Raw genomic sequence first — 18,060 nt, forward strand, 5'->3', positions numbered from 1 at the left:
GTGAACGAGGCGGTACGGCCGCGGCGTTGAGGGTCTCACCCGCAGCCAGTGCCGGGTCTTGTGGCCGTAGGGCATCCTCTTCAACCGCACGCGTTCGGCGGCACTCGGGGCTATCGGACCGGGGGTGCGGACGGGCATGGCGGGCGAATCGATCGGCCGGAGTGGATCACCGGTATCCCGCAGCCTGCCCCGCCCCGTCACCGCCCCAGCCCCCGTAACCACCGGTGCAGGAGGCCACTTGGACGGGGAAAACGCAACTTCGACATGGCCCGCGGAGGCGGCTACCTTCACCTGGTCTTCGGCGATCGCCCACGGTCGCACGGGAGTTCCTTCAGGCTGAGCCACCCGCGACCGGATGAGTCGGGCACGCCCCACGAATCCTGGCCTCATGCGTAAGCCACCGACCGCGACCGCATCAGGCACCCCTACCAGGGAGAAAACGCATGCCCCATCTTGCTCTGTACACATTCGGCGTCCTGAAGTCACCGCTCGCCGATCCCGCACCTCTCACGCGCGAGTTCTACGAGATTGGTGAGTCCGTCTACCGGGAGATCAGCCAGCGCCCCGGGTACCTCGCTCGTGCTGAAGCGGCAGACGGCGACCGGGGCATGCTCTTCGAGGCGGACTGGGGTGCATGGGGAGAGTTCGCCGTACCGGCCTGGTACGGCAAGGGCCATACGGTGGAAACCACCGCCCTGGCCGCGACCCTCTCGCTCTGGACCGATCTGCGCCCCGCCTTCGACGCCGTCTACATCGGTCTGCACCGTGCGGCGCTGAACAGGCGCTACGACTGGTTCGAGAGGTCAGGGCACCCGAGTTACGTGTGCTGGTGGGTCTCCGAAGGCGTGACACCCACCTGGCGGGACGGGGTCTCCAGGCTGGAGCACCTGCACGACCACGGCTCCGCGCCGCACGCCTTCACCTTCCACCACTCGTTCACCCCGGACGGAACTGCGATCAGGACCAAAGGCACCGGGCCGAAAAGGGAACAGGTTCAATTACGGGGCCGACCGCATCCCGGATCTTGTTCTCGCCGACCGCGGCGTACTGGATCGACCGCGCCGGGCGGTGAGCCCGCTCCCCCGCCGCCCGGGGAGCCTCACCGTCGATGTCGCGGTGGGCAGCGGCATGGCGGAGCTCGGCACGGCCTGGGAGCCGGCCCCGCGTCGGCGCGAGATGACCGCGCACCTGCGACGTCGGAGCCGGTCGCGGTCGCGCCCACCGCAATCAGCCGCGAGGACTGATATCGACGTCTCGTGGCTCACCACGGCTGTCCTGCGGGTTTTGACGCGGCAGCCCCTCGTCTTCGCCGGGGGGACGGCGTAGCCTGACAGTGATGGCGGTGGGGCTCGCCGAAACCGCGACCGTGTACCTGGGTCGACAACAGTCCCTACCTGGTACCTGCTCACGCAGGCACGCCCACAGGTAGGAGGACATCATGCCCCGCTCGTCCCGGACAGCGTCTCAGCCGACCTGCAGCCGCGGCCCTACGGTCACCCCACGTCGCATCCGACGGACAGCGCGAGACCGGCAGGTCCAGGCACGCGGTCCACCGTCGGACCGCACAGGCTCAACCCGGTGGGAAGGACGATGTCCCGCGGAGAACCCCGACCCCGGCCCCGCGACGACGCACCGCCGCCGCAAGAGGTTCTGCCGGTCGACCCCGACGTCGCGGACGGCGCCCGACCACAGGCACCTCCCCAGCAGCGATCAGCCGAGGCCAGACGCTCCCGCCAAACGGACATCCTGGCGGTGATCGCCGTGGGCGGCGGGCTGGGCAGCCTCGCCCGCTACGGCCTCGCCCTCGCCTGGCCCACCCCGGCCGGCGGGTTCCCCTGGGCCACCTTCATCACCAACATCTCCGGAAGTTTCGCCCTGGGACTGCTCATGGTCTGCGTCCTGGAGGTGTGGCCGCCCAGCCGCTACGTCCGGCCCTTCCTGGGCGTCGGCTTCCTCGGTGGTTACACCACCTTCTCCACCTACACCGTGGAGATACACCACCTGCTCTCACTGGGCGACTGGTCCAAAGCCGACGCCTACGCCCTGACGAGCCTCGTCGCCGGACTCGTCGCGGTCGGGCTCGGCATCGCGGCCGCCCGCCGGGCCGCCGGACTGCCAGTGCGCCGCGGCCCCAGCCGCCGCAGCCAAGTACCCGCCTCGCCGACCGCCGGACCGGCCACCCCGCCTCCCAAGCGGTCTCTCCCGTAAAGAGGCAGCGATGAACCCGCACCTTCGCCGGCACAACGGAGTGAACCCGCCCCCGCGGCCGCCGCGCCCGTCGTTGAACGGACCGGTCCTGCGGATGACCATCTACCTGGGTGAGTGGGACCAATACCACCGCAGGCCGGCCTTCACCGAGATCGTCCACCGCGCCCACCGGGCGGGGCTTGCGGGCGCCAGTGTGTTCCGCGGCTTCGAGGGCTTCGGCACCTCGTCGATCGTGCACACCACTCGCCTGCTCGATCTCGCCGAAGACCTCCCCCTGACCATCGTCATCATCGACGAGGAGGACCGCATCCGCGTCTTCATGCCCCAGGCCCGCGAGGTCGCGCCCGAGGCACTGATCACGCTGGAACCGGTCCAGGTCATCGCGGAGAACGGAAAGGGACTCAGCCCCGTCATCGAGGAGCAGCTCCATTGATGCCCGTCCTCCTGGTCTTCCTCGGTGGCATGCTCGGCGCGCCGCTGCGCTATCTCACCGACAAGGCCATCCAGGCCCGCCACGACAGCGTCTTCCCGCTCGGCACGTTCACCGTCAACATGGCCGGGTCGTTCATTCTCGGCGCCCTGGCGGCGGCCGTAGCCGCGCACGGCCTGCCCAGCAACGTCATGCTGCTGCTGGGCACCGGCGTGTGCGGTGCCCTGACCACCTTCAGCACCTTCAGTTTCGAGACCGTCCGGCTCCTCGAAGACGGTTCCCTCACCGAGGCCGGACTCAACGCCATCGGCAGCCTCCTGGTCGGCCTCGCCGCCGCAACCGCCGGCTACGCCCTGCTGATCTGGCTGTGACTGCCCCTGCCGAGCATCCGGCACCATGGCCACCCGAGGACATCGATCTCCATGTCGGCTCGGCAGAGTCAGTCGTGACGGGCCGACTCGACCGCGGAAACGAGCAGGACGGCGGCATCCGCGATCCCCCTCCTGCTCCACGACCACTGCCGACGGCGAGCGGCCTGCGACCCGCGCCGTCAGCCGACATCCTCGCGTCAGCCAAGTGGGCGGCAGCAGGAGTGCGCCGGTATGGCTCCGGCGTCGTCCACGAGAGTATGCGGTTGCTCCCGCCCCCGAACCGCTCGCGTCGTGGTCGCACCGTCCTCGCCGATCGGTGGAGACGCCGGTGTACCGATCCGACCCGGCCCGGCCCGGCCTCAACCAGCCCCGTACATGGACGGGACGGGAGCACGCGGCCCCAACTGCTACAACTGCCTCGCGGACCGCTACGGATTCGGTGTCGCGGCAGCCACCGTCCAGGACCTCCGTCCATAGGGCCGCCAGGAAGCGTGGTGGCACGATGATCCATCCCCAGAAACTTGCGTGAGTCAAGCAAAACGTCTAGCTTCCTCGCATGTGGAAAACGCTGCGGCGCGCCGCGCGGGCCACGGCCCATCTCTTCTTGGCCGCCGCCATGGCTTTCGGCATGTGGATCTTCATCACCGTCCTGCTGATCACTGCGATCGGCACGCTGGCGGTCGTCGGTGCCTGGCTGCTGCCCGAGACGCTGCTGCTGACCCGGCGGATCGCGGCGGCCAAACGCGGCCTGACCGCCGCCTGGACCGGGGTGCGGATCCCCGAGGCATACCAGCCCCTGACCGGGACGATGCGCCGGCGGATCATCAGGTCCGTACGGGATCCGGGCACGCGCACCGACGCGCGCTGGCTGGTCGCGTACTGGTTCTACGGCGCCCTGCTCGTCCTCGCCGTGCCCCTGTGGCCCGTCGGCCTGGTCGTCGACGGCGTGTGGTGCGGCCTGCTGCGCCGCGAGGCCGTCGTCCTGCCGCTCATCGTGCGGCTCGCGGATCTGGAGGCCGACTGGTCGACCGCGCTGCTCAAACCGTCCCCGCAGGCGCAACTGGCGGCCCGGGTCGAGCGGCTGGCCGAGACCCGCGCCGACGCGATCGCCGCGCACGAGGCCGAACTGCGCCGGATCGAGCGGGATCTGCACGACGGCGCGCAGGCGCACCTGGTGGCGCTGTCCATGCGCATCGGGCTCGCCAGGCGCGCCTACGGCGGGGATCCCGAGACAGGCCGCAGGCTGCTCGACGAGGCCCAGGAGCAGGCCGAGAAGGCGCTGACGGAGCTGCGGCAGGTGGTGCGCGGCATCCACCCACCTATCCTGAGCGACCGCGGCCTGGCCGGCGCGGTGCGGGCGCTGGCGGCGGGCTGGGGGTCCCCGCGTGCGAGCGAGACCGAGAGCAGGGAGGGGCTGGAGGTGGCGGTGGACGACGGCGGCTTCGGCGACGGGGCGCGGGCGCCCGCGGCGGTGGAGGCGGCCGCCTACTTCGCGGTGGCCGAGTCGCTGACCAACGTCGCCAGGTACAGCGGCGTGTCCCGTGCCGAGGTCCAGCTGGTCCGGGCCCGGCGTGGCCTGCGCGTGCGGATCCGGGACGAGGGCTGCGGCGGCGCCGACGAGAGCGCAGGCTCGGGGCTGCTGGGCATGCGGCGACGGGTCGCGGCGCTCGACGGAACCGTGGAAGTGTCCAGCCCGGCCGGCGGGCCGACCGTGATCGACGTGGAGTTGCCGTGCGTGTGGTGATCGCCGAGGACAACGCCCTCCTGCGAGAAGGCCTCGTCCTGCTGCTGACCTCGTCCGGACACGACGTGGTGGCCGTCGCCGGGAGTGGGCCCGAGATCATGCCCGCGCTCCTGGAGCACCGGCCGGACGTGGCCGTGCTCGACGTAAGGATGCCCCCGGGCTTTCGCGACGAGGGACTGCGGGCGGCCCTGGAGGCTCGTGAGCGGCTGCCCGGACTGCCGGTGCTGGTGCTCTCGCAGTACGTCGAGGAGTCGTACGCCGGCGAGTTGCTGGGCAGCGGAACCAACGGGATCGGATATCTCCTCAAGGACCGGGTCGGCCGGGTCGACGAGTTCCTCGACGCCCTGGAGCGGGTCGCCGCCGGCGGTACCGCGCTGGACCCCGAGGTCGTGACCGAACTCCTCACCCGCCGCAGGGACTCGCCCCTCGACTCACTCACCCCGCGCGAGCGCGAGGTGCTGGCGCTGATGGCCGAGGGCCACGACAACGCCACCATCGCGAAGACCCTCGTCGTCACCGAACGCGCGGTCCACAAACACATCGGCAACGTGTTCCTCAAGCTCGGCCTACCGCCGAACGACAGCGGCCACCGCCGAGTCCTGGCAGTCCTCGCGTATCTGGCCCACGCGCCACAGGCATGAGTGCTCTGCCTGTCCCCTGCCCCTGCTCCGACGCATGCGAAGGGGCCGTCCGGCCGGACGGCCCCTCCCCCATTCCGAGCGGGCCGCGGCGGGCTCCGCGGTGTGCTGCCGTTCCTCGGCGGCCAGTTTCCTTCGGTGTCGGCGCGTGTTCCGGCGGGCACCGCGCGACAGCATCCCGTTCGGCCAGAAACCGAGGACCGCCGGGACCAGGGTCAGGCAGATCTGCACGGAGACCGGCACCGGATCTTCAGGGCTCGGTGGTGGGCTATCCCATGACCGCTCGAGCCGTGTCGAGGAACGCCAGCCTGTTGTCCTCCAGGTAGTCCCGTACGCTCTCGCCGTCGGGCAGCCCTTCCCATACCGTCCGATTCAGGTCGAGGAAGTAAGCACGTGCCGCGTCATGCACGGGCAGGGGGAACTGGATACGGATGAGCCGTTCCGCGACCCACAGCCTGTTCATGACGTCCTGGGTCGTGAGGTACCAGGGATGTGTGTCGCCGAACTCGGAAGGCCGGCTGAACGCGGAGCGTTCGGCCTCGGCCGCCACCTCGATGAAGCGCTCCAGCAGGGCCAGCCGTTCCGCGCGCCGGGCCTCGGCCAGGGCGTTCTGCTGTCGTTGCTGTTCAGCGCGTTCCGCTGACAGTTGAGTCCTGTGCTGGACGAGGTAGGACAGCATGCCGCCGAGGACAACGCCGCCCAGCGATATGAGTGACACCAAGACCTGACCCGCCATGGTGGTCATCGTGCCATGTGGTCGATCTTTGGGACGATCACGCTGTGACTGGTGTGATCACGGCGTCCGCGCCGTCCTGGATAGCTCCGGCGCCCATGGACCCTGCTGCTGAAGGACCGAGTTCCGCTCGTCGCGGCCTACTGACGCAGGAACTTGACGATGCGCCAGCTGGCTCCGCTATTCGGCGTCTCCAAGTCCGCGGACGACCGCATGACCCACCACCTAGGGCCGTCGCTCGCGCTCCAGCCGCGCAAACGGTTCCGGGGCGAGGACTTGGAGTGAGTGGACAACGTCGACGTCTTCGTGAACCTCAATGATGGCTCCCGGTGGAGCGCGAGCATCATCACCCTCGCCCAGGTCGAGATCCTCATGAAGCGATGGGCTGCCAGTGGGGAGGCCCTCGCAGGCCGCTACTTCTGGTGCTCGGACGGGCTCATCGTCCGCGATGCCGGCATCAGCAACATGACCCAGGTCCTCGCCCAAGTCGTCATCGACGCAGACACCCGGCTCGTCGTCGCTGCCGGTCGGCCGCTGCTCGGCAACCGCAACGACTGCAAGTCATGGGAACTGTCAGGCAGAAGGACGCCGTCGGCCACACCACGGTGATTGCCGATGGCGGCTACCGCGGAACCGGTCTGGTGATCCCACATCGCCGCGAACGTGGTCAGGCCGAACTTCCGGTCTGGGATGCGGAACGCAATTGGCATGCGCGACGGCCTCTGCCACCTCTTCAACAAGGGCGTCCTGCCGAGCTCGTCGCAATCCGACGGTTGGCGAAGCTGGCGGGACCAGGTCAGCCAGGACGAGGCTGTAGCGCTGAGCGAAGTTCACAAACCGCCCCTTCGGCGCCAGGGGATTCCGTACGATCTCGGCAGGGATGGACTCAATCTCGTACCACCAGCAAGAGGCACCTCTTGGACTATCGTTATCTTTTCGCCGACGACGAGGTCAGGCAGGAGTTCCTGGACAGGTTCGACGAGATCGCTGCCGGCGCGGCCGGGTTGAGCGGGTCGGAGAGCATGGACGGCGGCCTGACCGTCGACGTCGCCGCCGATGCGGTGCGTCGTATGACCGAGGGTATCTGGGTGCCCGGTGGCTCCGGGGTCGAGGCGATCATCGAGCGATATCTACGGCCCGTACATCTCGTTCAGGACTCCACGGTCGTGCTCCCCCCTGACGGCTTCGTCACCAACCAGAAGGTCTCCGAGCGTGTCGAGCACTCCCGTCAAGCTCTGGAGAATGCGATCCCCAGCGTTGGCCGGGTCGATTTGTGCAACCATTGGCTTGAGTATGCAGGTACCGGCTGGATGGTGAGTTCTCAACTGGTTGTGACGAATCGCCATGTGGCGAGCGAGTTCGCCTACGCCCACGGCAAGGGCTTCGCTTTCGACATGTCGGCCCCGGGTAAGCCCGTAAAGGCCACTATGGACTGGTACCAGGAGTATCAGCGACCGTCCAAGTCACGCTTTCGCGTGACGGAAGTCGTGTGGATCGAGCCGCGCAGCGGCCCAGACGTAGGTCTCTTGCGGATTGCCGACATCGGCGAGGATGGCGAGGCCGAACCCGGTGTCGTCAGTCTCGACACCACCCCCGTGCAAGTAGGCCGGTGGATCGCCGTGATCGGTTACCCCGCGCTCGACAGCCGGGCCAATCCACTCGATCAACAGCGCATTTTTGACGGCGTGTACGACTGCAAGCGGCTGGCCGCAGGGCTGGTAACGGCGATCGACGGCGATGGCGTTGTGCATCATGACGCCACGACATTGGGCGGCAACTCAGGATCCGCGCTGATCGATCTGGACACCGGCAAGGCGGTGGCCCTGCACTCTCGTGGCCGTGAGCGCCTCAGCAATGAGGCCGTGCCAGCCAGTGCGGTCGCCCGTATCATCAGAGCCCATGGCCGCTGAGGACGCCCGGGCTTGGGACAAGTACACCGCCGAGACCCTCATCGAGGCGCTGAACGAGCCCGGCCTGCAGGCGATCACAAGGGCGTCGGCAGGCATGTTGGACATCGAGGACCTTCACCAGGCCCTCGCCGACCTCAAGCGACGAGTCGCACTGGTAGAAATCGATGGCCAGCCGCAGGGCACCGGTGTTCTGGTCCGGCCAGACGTGCTTCTGACCGCCGGCCATGTGATGGGCAATGCCCAAAAGCCACGTAGGCTGAGCGGCAACACGTGGGCGCGTTTCGATTTCCACAGAAACCCGCCAACGGGTCCGAACGGGGCGGGCACCCTGGTGCAGTTGACTGAGCTACTGGACCACAGCCCCACGAGCCAGGAGGAAAGCGAGCGCTCCCCACTGGCATGGGATGCTCCACCGGACCGCCTCGACTATGCGTTGCTCCGCACATCCACACCGGTGCCGCCCTGTAGCGACGATCCCGAGTCCCTCCCCCGCGGTCACTACACACTCGATTCGAGCCCCTACGACTTTCGCCGGGCGCCACTGCTCCTGCTCGCGCACCACCCTCTGGGCAAACACCTGCAGTTGGCAATTCCTCAGAAGGCGTTACTCAGCCCGCGTGGTACACGCTTCCGCTACGAAAACGCCAACACGCTGCTGGGTTCGTCCGGCGGTCCGGTCGTCGACGTGCGCGGCCGTCTCGTCGGTATGCACACCTACACGTCAGCTGTCCAGAACCAGGGTGTTCCGGTGACCGTGATCGCAAAAGCGGTGCGGCAAGGCCCGCACCCGTGGATCGCGGAGCCGACGACCACTGACAACAGTCAGGCGCAGCCCCCTGTGATCATGCTCAGCTGGGTGGCGGAGGACCGGACCTGGGCATCGCGGGTTTACGACGCCCTGGCCGCGGCAGGACACCGGGTGCTCATGGGACCCGCCACAGACCGCCCTGGGCCTCGCACCGTGCGGGAGCACGTGGAGGCAAACGGAAAAACGGTCGCCATCGTCAGCCCTGCCTACCTGGCCAGTACGGAGAAGACTGCCGAACGCGACTTCATCGTGTACGGCTTGGACATCGCGACCGCCCGCCACCGCCTGCTTCCCCTGCTCGTGGCTGGCGAAGCCAGCGGCAGCCTTGCTCTGCTGTCGCCGGTGGACTTGCGTGACACCGGCGATGCGGACCTCAAGGAAATCCTCGCGGCAGCGGTGTCCGGCTCCGGGCTGGCAGGAACCGCGACGCCGGCCTCCACCACCGAGACCGTCCTGACATTCAGCCCCGGCGACCCGTTGCCTCGCCTCCAGCGCTACAGCGAGCGCGCCCGCCGCTCGGCGGGAAACGTCTCCGGCACGAATTTCGTCGACGGTTTGGAGACCCAGTTCGAGGCAGGGCTCTACATCACCCGGGATCAGGAGCAGAAGATCCTTGCGAGCCTTGCCACCGACCGCGGCACCCCTGTCGTCGTCACCGGCGAAGCCGGCTGCGGCAAGACAAGCCTGCTCTGGGGCCTCGCGCGGCGGTATTGCGAGGCGCCGGCCTCAGAGGTTTTCTTCCTCAAGGCGACATGGCTGGCGGCCGACGAAGACGGCGCGACGCGGGTCGATCAGAAAATGCTGCTGGCCGCCATTGCTCAGGCGCATGAGAGCGGACGGAAGGTAACCGTCCTGATCGACACTGTGGACGTCCTCGTCAACAACACAGCTTCTTGGGAGTCCCTGGTCACCATCGTGGAGTCGGCGGTGAGCGCGGACGCGGCCGTCGTCGTGTCGTCGAGAGTGCAGGAGGCCAGCGAGCTGCCCTCGCGGTGGCAGCGACACAAGCTGTCCGACTACGCTCACACACCCGACCCGGATGCCACGTACCCAGGCCGATCCAGCGAGTTCGAACGTGCCGTGCTGGCTCATAGCAGGTTCTTCACCACCACTCCCCGGATCCGGGAAGACGTGATCACCAGGATGCTGGAGATCGCCGCGCGGGACATCTCCGTCGAAGCGCTGTGTCTGCGCCCGTTGACCTTGCGCATGCTCTTCGAGATCTACACTCCCGGCGACGTACCGGATATCGTCGACACCACCGGCTTGTACGAGGCCTACTGGGATCACCGGATTGTCAGCGACCGCCGGTACTGGGACGGCGGCGGGGAACGCCCCTCCCCCGGCCGCGATCTTGCTGACACCGCCATGGCCTTGGCGCTCGAGATGCTGCGGACCGGGAAACCTGAGGCGCACCTCGCCCGAGTGCGGTTGCCCTCAACTCTTCCGCCAGGCCGGTTTTCCCGGGATGTGAAACTCCTGGTGGCACGGGGCGTGGGCCAGTGTTCGGGCGGCGTGTTCCAATTCTTTCACCAAACATTCTTCGAGTACGCGGCCAGCCGTGCCTTGGTCCATGAACCCGGAGGTTCCGGACTGCGCGCGCTCGTCAGGTATGTGCGCGGCCAGGAGAGCGACGACTACTTTCTATTGGCGGTCCTCGAGCAGGCCTGGCTGTGTGCGGACCGCAGATCGGACTGCGCACTTGCCGCAGAGGAGACCGTCGGTGACCTGCTGCGGACCTTTGCGTCCACGCCTGCGCACGAACGCGCCACGCCCCGCTACGGTCTGCGCAGGGCGGTGCTCTCCGTGTGTGCTCAGAGTTCGCTGCTGACCGCAGGCATGCTGCCCGACCTGCTGCACCTGCTGCGGAGCGACGAACGGCTCCCGTTGCCCGCCCTGAACCAGTTCCTCACCCTCCTGCCCGCGCCTGCGCGGCCCTACGGGGAGAATGACATCGCTGTTCTCCAGGCCGCGTTGGAGCGCCGCGACCACGCCTGGATCACCGTGCTCGAGGTCTTGGGCCGGCTGCTGCCTCGCGACACCGAACAGGTCTTTATGACCATCGAAACGCTGCAGTTCATCCCCCGTGCCACCGCGGGTAAGGATTCTCTGGCGACACGCGGCGAACTGGCCGAATTCCTCGTCACGCTACTGCTCTGGGCCCCGGAACAGGCTTCCAATCTGCTGACCAAAGTCTCCGAAGCCGCGCTGAAACGCTCCGGATTCGACTACGTGGCCGGCCTGATGACCAGAATGGCGGCCTTGGCCGCCGACCACGAGGACCCTGAACGATGGGCTCGCTGCGCCGACCGGATGTTGGCGGAGAGCACCGTCACATCCGCTGTCCTCATCAGAGCGCACACCGCCGTTTTGATGCCGTATCTGCGCGGCCTGAACCAGACTGAACTGATCGACCTGCTCACCGCAGTCGTCTCGCGGCTTCTGTCCGCGTCCCAGGCCACAACCGTCGACCGATCGCGACTCGGCGCGCTGCTCATGGCATTGGCGCATGTGGATCAGTGTCCCGACACCGATCCTTCTGCCGTTGTGCGTCTGCTGGCTCAAGTCACTCGCCATGAATACGTGACCGACCTCTCGCAAGGTGGGCTGGTCCACCTGCTGAACTGCGACACGCCGGTCGGTGAAACCGTCCGCGAGCTGGCTGTGCACTGGCTTGTCGAGGGGATGCCCGTCAGCATGACGGAGAGCCTGGCGGACATTCGCTTCAAGGTCGTCAAGCAGGCACTGGAGCAACTCGATCTTCCCCTGCACCGGGTAGCCGACGTGGCGGGGCGGGCGGCACTCGCCTGGAGTAAGCACTCCGACAGTCCGACGCAGGTATGGCAGGACCGGAGGTGCCTTCGGGACCTTGTGGTGCGCGCCGCCGCCGCGGACATTCCGCAGGCCAGGGCTGTCATCTCGGCACCGCCCGCCGAGTTCGCGGTGATCGGCAAGGACGTGGCGGCCTGGCTCGGTCCCTTCCTCAAGCAGGTCCCCGCCGAACGCGAAGCGGGCCTGCTCGCGGACCTGCTGCTGCGCATCGGCAGACAACAGAAACTGGAAGAACTCCTCAAATACAAAGTGGGGCTCGATGCGGCCACGCGTGCCCGTCTGGTGCAGACGACGCTTGCCGCCGTTCGTCAGACGGTGCCGGAGGTCCGCCCGCGGACCATGAGTCAGGAGACACGGGGCCGGCTGCGCTCTCTGACGTCTCTCCTTGTCCTTCTCGAACAGGCGGGCACTTCTGTGCCCCTGGCTTGGGACGAGTTGGAAGGCTGGATCGAGCGCGTTCCCGACTCCACCACGGTCGGCTGGCTCGTCGAACTCGTCGGCGGCGGGCTGCAACGCCAGGTGTATCCGCCGGCCGAGGCGCTGCGTGTACTGCGTCGGCTGTGCGGCGCCGATGAGGCTGGGGCCATCGACTGCACCAGCGAGCAAGGGCGCCGGGCGCGGCACTGGTGCCTGTGGTGGTACAGCATTCACGGCACGGCAGCTGACATCGAGGAGACCTACCGGCTCGGCTTCGTAGCTCCGGTCGACGCGAGCGCCATCGCGAGAACCTCCGCCTATGTCATCGCCGAGGACCGAACGAACCCTCTCACCGGCGAGAATGCCGTCGACCTGCTACTGGGCGTGGGACACCGGCTGAAGGAAAGCGGTCTGGGCGATGCCCGCCGCAAGAACATTGCCAAAGCCTGGCAGGCGGCCATGCGGATCGTCGTGCCAGGCAACGATGCTTCCACCCACCTGCGCATCATCCGCCAACTGCCCGAAATGGAAGACTACTTCGCTGCTCAGATGCTGCAGTACGTGCCGCTGAGGCGCGCGACCGACCTGCGGTCCGCGGTCGAAGCCATCACCGACCAGCACAGGCTCGGCGACCGTCTCCAAAGCGCCGTCGACAGGATCCTGGACAGGTACAAGCGGGGAGCCTCGGACGGCGGCTGGCCCCAACTCCTCCAAGATGTCCGTCACTGACGCCCGGCAACGTCCCCAATAGAGTGCAGGTTCCACTGAGGTCCAAGAGCTGGACGGCAGGCGTTGCGCTCGTTGTCGCGGCGGCTCTTGCCCTCACCGCATCGGCAGCCACCCAGCCCGAAAGCCCATGCCATCACGCCAAGGCCCAAGGCATCGCCCGGGCGAAGGCGTACTCGACGCGGGCGCGGACCTTGCGGTGGTAAGCGCCAAGGCACTCACGCATGCTTGTCGCCGGGCTTTGGGTCACTGGGTCTGGCTGCGGCGGTTCTGTTCCCACTGGCCATTGGCATCGTTGAGGATCTGTTGGTATTCGGCGTAGTACCGGGATGCTCTGTCTGCCTCGGGTGCACGGTCCGCGAGCGTCGACTCGAACGTAATGCGTGACCGGAGTTCGTAGAGGCTGTTGAGCGTCCTCTGGTTGGTCACCCACCCGTCTCGTGCGCCGTACCAGCCGGTCCATGCGGCGGAGATCGTTGCCAGCGAGGAGGATGTCAAAGACAGAGCGTTCAGCCAGTCACGCCCGTACACCTGCGCCAGGCCGATAAGTAGCGTCGTCAGTGCGCCAAGCGTCGCGGTACTCACCGTCTGGATGAGGGACATGCGACGAAAGAATCGCTTCGCTGAGGAAAACGCCCTGATGTGCCGGGCGACCTGGCCTTCGACAAGTTCCAGAGCCGTGTCGGCTTCCGTCCGCGCTGACTGCTCGTCACTCATCTCCACCCCTCCTTCTCCACCCCCCGCCATCATGAGCGGCGGAGGGTTACGAGGTAAGTGCCCACAGTTCCGGTCAGATCGATGTCGCGGCGAATGGAGACGTCGCGCTGATCGATGGCGCGGATCCACTCGAGCACCAAGGCCCGGCTCGGCGGGCTGTCATAACGTCCTGCAATGCTGGTTTCGGTCATGGCGTCGAGGAAACGGGCGATGGTGAATTGCCGGTCGAGCGGGCCACGCAACATGAGGAGGCCTAGCCAGGGAAGGCAGACGGGGTCCGCCAGGAACGACATCAGAAAACAGTTGAGCATGAGTCGGTAGGCGGCGGCGTCCACCCGGGCATCCAGGTACTCGCCATCGGAGCCGAAGTACAGTCGCGGAACACTCAGGGACAGGCCGGGACCATCGACCACGTCTGCGTACCGCGTAGGCGTGCGGAAACCGAAGGGGTACTCACCGGAGCCGCCGGAAGACCAGTACGTCTGCTCCTCCTCCAGGTCTCTCCCCGTGGGAGTCTCCAGGTCCCCCAGGTCTCTCCCGGTAGTGGTCTCCAGGCGGAAGGCGTTCTTGGCGGCGAAGCGAACCTGGCCGGCGACGTCGTCGGGCGTAACCGCTCTCCTGCTCTGTACACCGTCAGCGATGTCCGCCAGGGCCGGAAGGTTCTCGAAGGCCCAGGCAAAATAGCCTGTGCGTTCATCCCGTACGGCACTGGAAGCCCTCACGGATACACCACCTCCGTGGGCAGCCCGAAGGGTTGCACCCGGTGCACCTCGACCACTGCGAAGTCCGCGCCCAGCGCCTGTGGAACACCGAACTCGAAGAGGTAGTCGACCGCGTCTCCGAACATACGATGCCGCTCACGGACGGCAGCGATGTCGAGGCCCGGCCCTTCCCCCTCGACGGTCAGCACGTATCCCGGCGTGTCCCCGAACAGGGCGAAGCTCTGCGCAACCGACCACCTGCGGCTGCACGAGACGAAGGGGTTGGTATGCCTGGTGCTCTGGAGATGCAGGAGCTCCGACTCCAGAGCGTCGCGTGCCCTCGCATCGCCTTTGTCCGCCTTCGACAACATCCGCATCAGACGGTCGACTTGCTGCTCGGCGAAGGTTGCCGCATCACGGTCATACCCCGACCGTAGCGACGGTGCAGTGACCGACATGTCCCTCCACCAGTCTTTCTGACCTCGGTACAGCCGCACAACGCCTGTTATACCCGGCCTCGATACGCGGCGTCCCGAAGATTCGGTGTCGGGAACATTCTCGCTCAGGCTTTCCGGCTGATCCCGTCGCTCAGCTGCCCGCCGGACGAGTGGGTCCAGCTGGCGAGAATGCCGAGGGCGTCTGCGGAGGGTGAGGCGGGTTCGGGGGTAAGGATGGTGAGGTTCTGGTCGGGGTCGCCCTCGACGGCCAACACGACGTAGTCGAGGGTCAGGTCACCGACCAGCGGGTGGTGGAGGCGCTTGGTGCCGGTGGTGTGGGCGAGGACGTCATGGTCGGCCCACATCCGGCGGAACACGTCGCTCCGCACGGACAACTCCCCTACCAGCTCGGTTAGTTGAGGGTCGTCGGGGTGACGTCCTGCGTACAGCTGCAGGGTGGCCACGCAGTCTCCGGCTGCCGTTTCCCAGTAGTCGGCGTACAGGGCGTGGGCGGTCTCGTCGAGGAAGACGTAGCGGGCGAAGTTGCGCTCGCGGTGGGGGCGGTCCTGGAAGTCGGTGAAGAGGGCGTGGCCGAGCCGGTTGGCGGCCAGGACGTCCATACGGCGTCCCAGGACGATCGCGGGAGTACCGAGTGAGTCCAGCGCCCGGTACAGGACGGGGCGCACCCGTTGCGGGCTGAGCGGTCGCCTGCGGCGTCCCCGGGTCTCGGTGGGACGGGCGAGATCGAAGAGGTGGGCGCGTTCGGTGTCGTCCAGTTGCAGGGCGCGGGCCACGGCCTCCAGGACGGTGTGGGAGACGCCCTGGACGCGGCCTCGCTCCAGACGGACGTAGTAGTCGACGCTGACCCCGGCGAGCTGGGCGACTTCCTCGCGCCGCAGCCCCGGGACCCGGCGGGCGCCCGGCTGCGGGGCGAGGCCGGCCTGTTCGGGGGTGACCCGGGCCCTGCGGGTGCGCAGGAACTCGCGGATCCCGGTGCTGCGGTCCATGAATCCACCGTACGGCCGCTTCCGGGCCGCCGGCTGCCCGGAAAGGGGTACTGCGGGACCCCCGGTGGAGGGGTGCCTTTTTCGGCGGCCCAGGCGGGCTCGGCGGGTGGTTGCCTGGTTTACGGGCCCACCGCACCACGAACCCCGGCCAGCGAACAGGACACCCATGACTCCCCCGACCGCATCGAATCTGACCGGTACCGTCGCTCTCGTCACCGGCGCGAGCAGCGGTATCGGCGCCGCCACCGCCCGCCGGCTGGCCGAGCACGGCGCCGCCGTAACGCTCGTGGCCCGCCGCAAGAACCGTCTCGACGACCTCGTCGCCGAGATCGAGAAGGCGGGCGGCACGGCCCTGGCGGTGGAAGCGGACATCACCGACCGCGCCCAGGCCGAAGCCTCCGTACGGCAGTCCGTCGAGCAATTCGGACGACTGGACACCCTCATCAACAACGCCGGCCTGATGCTCCTGGGCCCGGTCGTCGGCGCGGACGCCGAGGAGTGGGAGCGGATGATCGCGGTCAACGTACAGGGCCTGCTCTACACCACCCGCGCGGCCCTCCCGCATCTGCTCAAGGCCGCCGACGAGGGACCGCGCGGGGTCGCCGACATCGTCAACATCAGCTCGATCGCCGGCCGCGTGGCGTGGAACGGATACGGCGTCTACAACCTCACCAAGTTCGGCGTGAACGGCTTCACCGAATCCCTGCGCCAGGAGGTCACCCAGCGGCACGTCCGCGTAGGTGTCCTCGAACCGGGCGGTGTGGACACCGAGCTCGGCTCGCACAACGACCACAAACCCGGGGTCCGCGAAGCGATCGGCACCTTCTACGAGCAGACCGAGGTCCTCGCTCCCGACGACATCGCCGACGGCGTCGCCTACATGGTCACCCGGCCCCGCCACGCCTCCATCGGCGAACTGTGGATCATGCCCACCGATCAAGCCTGAACAGTCTCCCCTCACTCACGGCTCGCCCGGCCGCCGGGACGCCACGCAGCAGCACCGCACAACACCGGGTGCCCGATCACGGCACCTGAAAGGAAGCCCCATGAGCAAGGTCATTCTCGTCACCGGCGCCGGACGCGGCCTGGGTACGGACATCGTCCGCGCGGCCCTCGCCGACGGCCATCAGGTCGTCGCCACCGGCCGCCGCCCCGATCAGGTCGAGAAGACCCTCGGCGGACCCCGGGACAACCTGCTGGTCACCAGGCTGGACGTCACCAGCCCGGAGGACGCCGAGGCCGCCGCGCAGGCCGCCGTCGACCGCTTCGGCCGCATCGACGTCCTGGTCAACAACGCCGGGAACTTCTTCGCCGGCTACTTCGAGGAGATCACGCCCGCGCAGATGCGCCTGCAGATCGAGACCAACCTCTTCGGACCCATGAACGTCACCCGCGCCGTGCTGCCCGTCCTGCGCAAGCAGCGCGCCGGCCATATCGTCACGCTCTCCTCCTCCGCCGGTCTGATCGGTCAGGAGTTCTGCGTCGCGTACGCGGCCTCCAAGTTCGGTGTTGAAGGGTGGATGGAGTCGCTGCGCTACGACGTCGAGCCGTACAACATCCACACCACGGTCGTGGAACCCGGCTTCTTCCGCACCGAACTCCTCGTCGACGGCTCCACCATCTGGCCCGAGCCGACCATCGACGACTACGCCGAGCGCACCACGGCCACCGTCGCGGCCTGGAAGAGCATGAACGGCCGGCAGTCCGGCGACCCAGCCAAGCTCGCCCGCGCCCTGTTGGCCATCGCCGACCAGGAGAAGCCGCCGCTGCGGTTCGTCGCCGGTGCCGACGCCATCCGAGGCGTCGAAGCCAAAGCCAGGGAGCTCCTGGCACAGGCCCAGGCATCCCGCGTACTGGGCGACGATCTGGCATACGACGACGCCAACGCCTGAGTGCCAGCCACTGGCAGAGCCACGCATCGGGCGTGCCCGGCCCGCCCGATGACCGCTCAAAGCGAACGCCCCCCGATGCGCGAAGTGGGGCTACTCGGGACCATGCCCTGTGGCAGCGCGCCCTGAGCCCTGCCATCGATATCTGGGCGGATGTGGTCGAGCGCCTGCGCACCGCTCCTCTCCAGTTGCCGTCGGGGTGCGCTCGGCGCTTTCTGGAAGGGCGGGTGGATCGGCCCGCCCTTCCAGGAGGAGCGCACCATGGCGCAACCGGTAAGTCGGCCAACGGTCAGCGCTGAGCAGTTCGGCCGCGTGTGTGACGAGATCAGGAGCACGGCGGCGCCCGAGACGGACGCTCAGTCCATCCGGGACTGCGCGCTGCGCATCCTGCAGACCCTGGGCCTGGCGCTCTCCACGGATGACCCGAGCAGGCTCCTCGCCGGACTCATGGCCCCTATGGTGGCCCCACACCCAGAGAGCCCTCGGTACACG

14 protein-coding genes and 2 pseudogenes are annotated in these 18,060 nt (G+C 67.8%); 11 read left to right on the forward strand and 5 right to left on the reverse strand.

Features of this window, described 5'->3' with window-relative positions:
• Window positions 1-443: 443 nt before the first annotated feature.
• From ACWDGI_RS20545 to ACWDGI_RS20570, 6 genes and pseudogenes are all read left to right on the forward strand, one after another.
• A pseudogene (locus tag ACWDGI_RS20545) lies at window positions 444-998 on the forward strand (DUF3291 domain-containing protein); the annotation flags it as partial.
• Window positions 999-1,752: 754 nt separating this feature from the next.
• Window positions 1,753-2,208, forward strand: a complete 456-nt coding sequence (crcB, locus tag ACWDGI_RS20550; protein WP_450760917.1) for a fluoride efflux transporter CrcB — start codon at window positions 1,753-1,755, stop codon at window positions 2,206-2,208.
• A gap of 94 nt (window positions 2,209-2,302) precedes the next feature.
• Window positions 2,303-2,641 (forward strand): DUF190 domain-containing protein, encoded by a 339-nt coding sequence (locus tag ACWDGI_RS20555; protein WP_450760919.1) that lies wholly within the window; start codon window positions 2,303-2,305, stop codon window positions 2,639-2,641.
• Entirely contained in the window at window positions 2,641-3,009 is a 369-nt protein-coding gene (crcB, locus tag ACWDGI_RS20560) for a fluoride efflux transporter CrcB (protein WP_450760921.1), read from the forward strand. The genes ACWDGI_RS20555 and crcB (ACWDGI_RS20560) overlap by 1 nt, the downstream gene beginning before the upstream one ends.
• Before the next feature lie 556 nt (window positions 3,010-3,565).
• Entirely contained in the window at window positions 3,566-4,753 is a 1,188-nt protein-coding gene (locus tag ACWDGI_RS20565; RefSeq protein WP_450760923.1) for a histidine kinase, read from the forward strand.
• Window positions 4,741-5,394: a response regulator gene (locus tag ACWDGI_RS20570; protein ID WP_450760925.1), complete on the forward strand. Its 654-nt coding sequence runs from the start codon at window positions 4,741-4,743 to the stop codon at window positions 5,392-5,394. The genes ACWDGI_RS20565 and ACWDGI_RS20570 overlap by 13 nt, the downstream gene beginning before the upstream one ends.
• Window positions 5,395-5,659: 265 nt before the next feature.
• On the opposite strand, the gene ACWDGI_RS20575 is transcribed toward ACWDGI_RS20570, so the two are convergent.
• Window positions 5,660-6,136: a hypothetical protein gene (locus ACWDGI_RS20575; RefSeq protein WP_450760927.1), complete on the reverse strand. Its 477-nt coding sequence runs from the start codon at window positions 6,134-6,136 to the stop codon at window positions 5,660-5,662.
• A gap of 35 nt (window positions 6,137-6,171) precedes the next feature.
• Here ACWDGI_RS20575 and ACWDGI_RS20580 point away from each other — a divergent pair.
• From ACWDGI_RS20580 to ACWDGI_RS20590, 3 genes and pseudogenes are all read left to right on the forward strand, one after another.
• Window positions 6,172-6,828 (forward strand): annotated as a pseudogene (locus ACWDGI_RS20580) (transposase family protein); the annotation flags it as partial.
• Between the two features lie 213 nt (window positions 6,829-7,041).
• Window positions 7,042-8,034, forward strand: a complete 993-nt coding sequence (locus ACWDGI_RS20585) for a trypsin-like serine peptidase (RefSeq protein WP_450761367.1) — start codon at window positions 7,042-7,044, stop codon at window positions 8,032-8,034.
• Window positions 8,024-12,820: a TIR domain-containing protein gene (locus ACWDGI_RS20590; RefSeq protein ID WP_450760929.1), complete on the forward strand. Its 4,797-nt coding sequence runs from the start codon at window positions 8,024-8,026 to the stop codon at window positions 12,818-12,820. Before ACWDGI_RS20585 ends, ACWDGI_RS20590 begins: the two co-directional genes overlap by 11 nt.
• 243 nt (window positions 12,821-13,063) lie before the next feature.
• Here ACWDGI_RS20590 and ACWDGI_RS20595 read toward each other — a convergent pair whose 3' ends face one another.
• The 4 genes from ACWDGI_RS20595 to ACWDGI_RS20610 form a co-directional block, all read right to left on the reverse strand.
• Window positions 13,064-13,534 (reverse strand): SLATT domain-containing protein, encoded by a 471-nt coding sequence (locus ACWDGI_RS20595; RefSeq protein WP_450760931.1) that lies wholly within the window; start codon window positions 13,532-13,534, stop codon window positions 13,064-13,066.
• 29 nt (window positions 13,535-13,563) lie between these two features.
• Complete coding sequence (locus tag ACWDGI_RS20600; RefSeq protein WP_450760933.1) at window positions 13,564-14,256, reverse strand: hypothetical protein; 693 nt, start codon at window positions 14,254-14,256, stop codon at window positions 13,564-13,566.
• On the reverse strand, window positions 14,253-14,693 hold the full coding sequence (locus tag ACWDGI_RS20605) for a hypothetical protein (protein WP_450760934.1): 441 nt from the start codon (window positions 14,691-14,693) through the stop codon (window positions 14,253-14,255). Before ACWDGI_RS20605 ends, ACWDGI_RS20600 begins: the two co-directional genes overlap by 4 nt.
• 104 nt (window positions 14,694-14,797) lie before the next feature.
• The gene (locus tag ACWDGI_RS20610; RefSeq protein ID WP_450760936.1) at window positions 14,798-15,679 is read right to left on the reverse strand and encodes a helix-turn-helix transcriptional regulator; all 882 of its coding nucleotides are present in this window, start codon (window positions 15,677-15,679) and stop codon (window positions 14,798-14,800) included.
• 166 nt (window positions 15,680-15,845) lie between these two features.
• Here ACWDGI_RS20610 and ACWDGI_RS20615 point away from each other — a divergent pair, with 166 nt between their 5' ends.
• Together ACWDGI_RS20615 and ACWDGI_RS20620 are read left to right on the forward strand one after the other, a co-directional pair.
• Window positions 15,846-16,625, forward strand: coding sequence for an SDR family NAD(P)-dependent oxidoreductase (locus ACWDGI_RS20615; RefSeq protein ID WP_450760938.1), 780 nt, complete (start codon window positions 15,846-15,848; stop codon window positions 16,623-16,625).
• Between the two features lie 100 nt (window positions 16,626-16,725).
• The gene (locus ACWDGI_RS20620) at window positions 16,726-17,571 is read left to right on the forward strand and encodes an SDR family oxidoreductase (protein WP_450760940.1); all 846 of its coding nucleotides are present in this window, start codon (window positions 16,726-16,728) and stop codon (window positions 17,569-17,571) included.
• Window positions 17,572-18,060 lie beyond the last annotated feature (489 nt).

It is taken from the genome of Streptomyces sp. NPDC001220, from assembly GCF_053597895.1.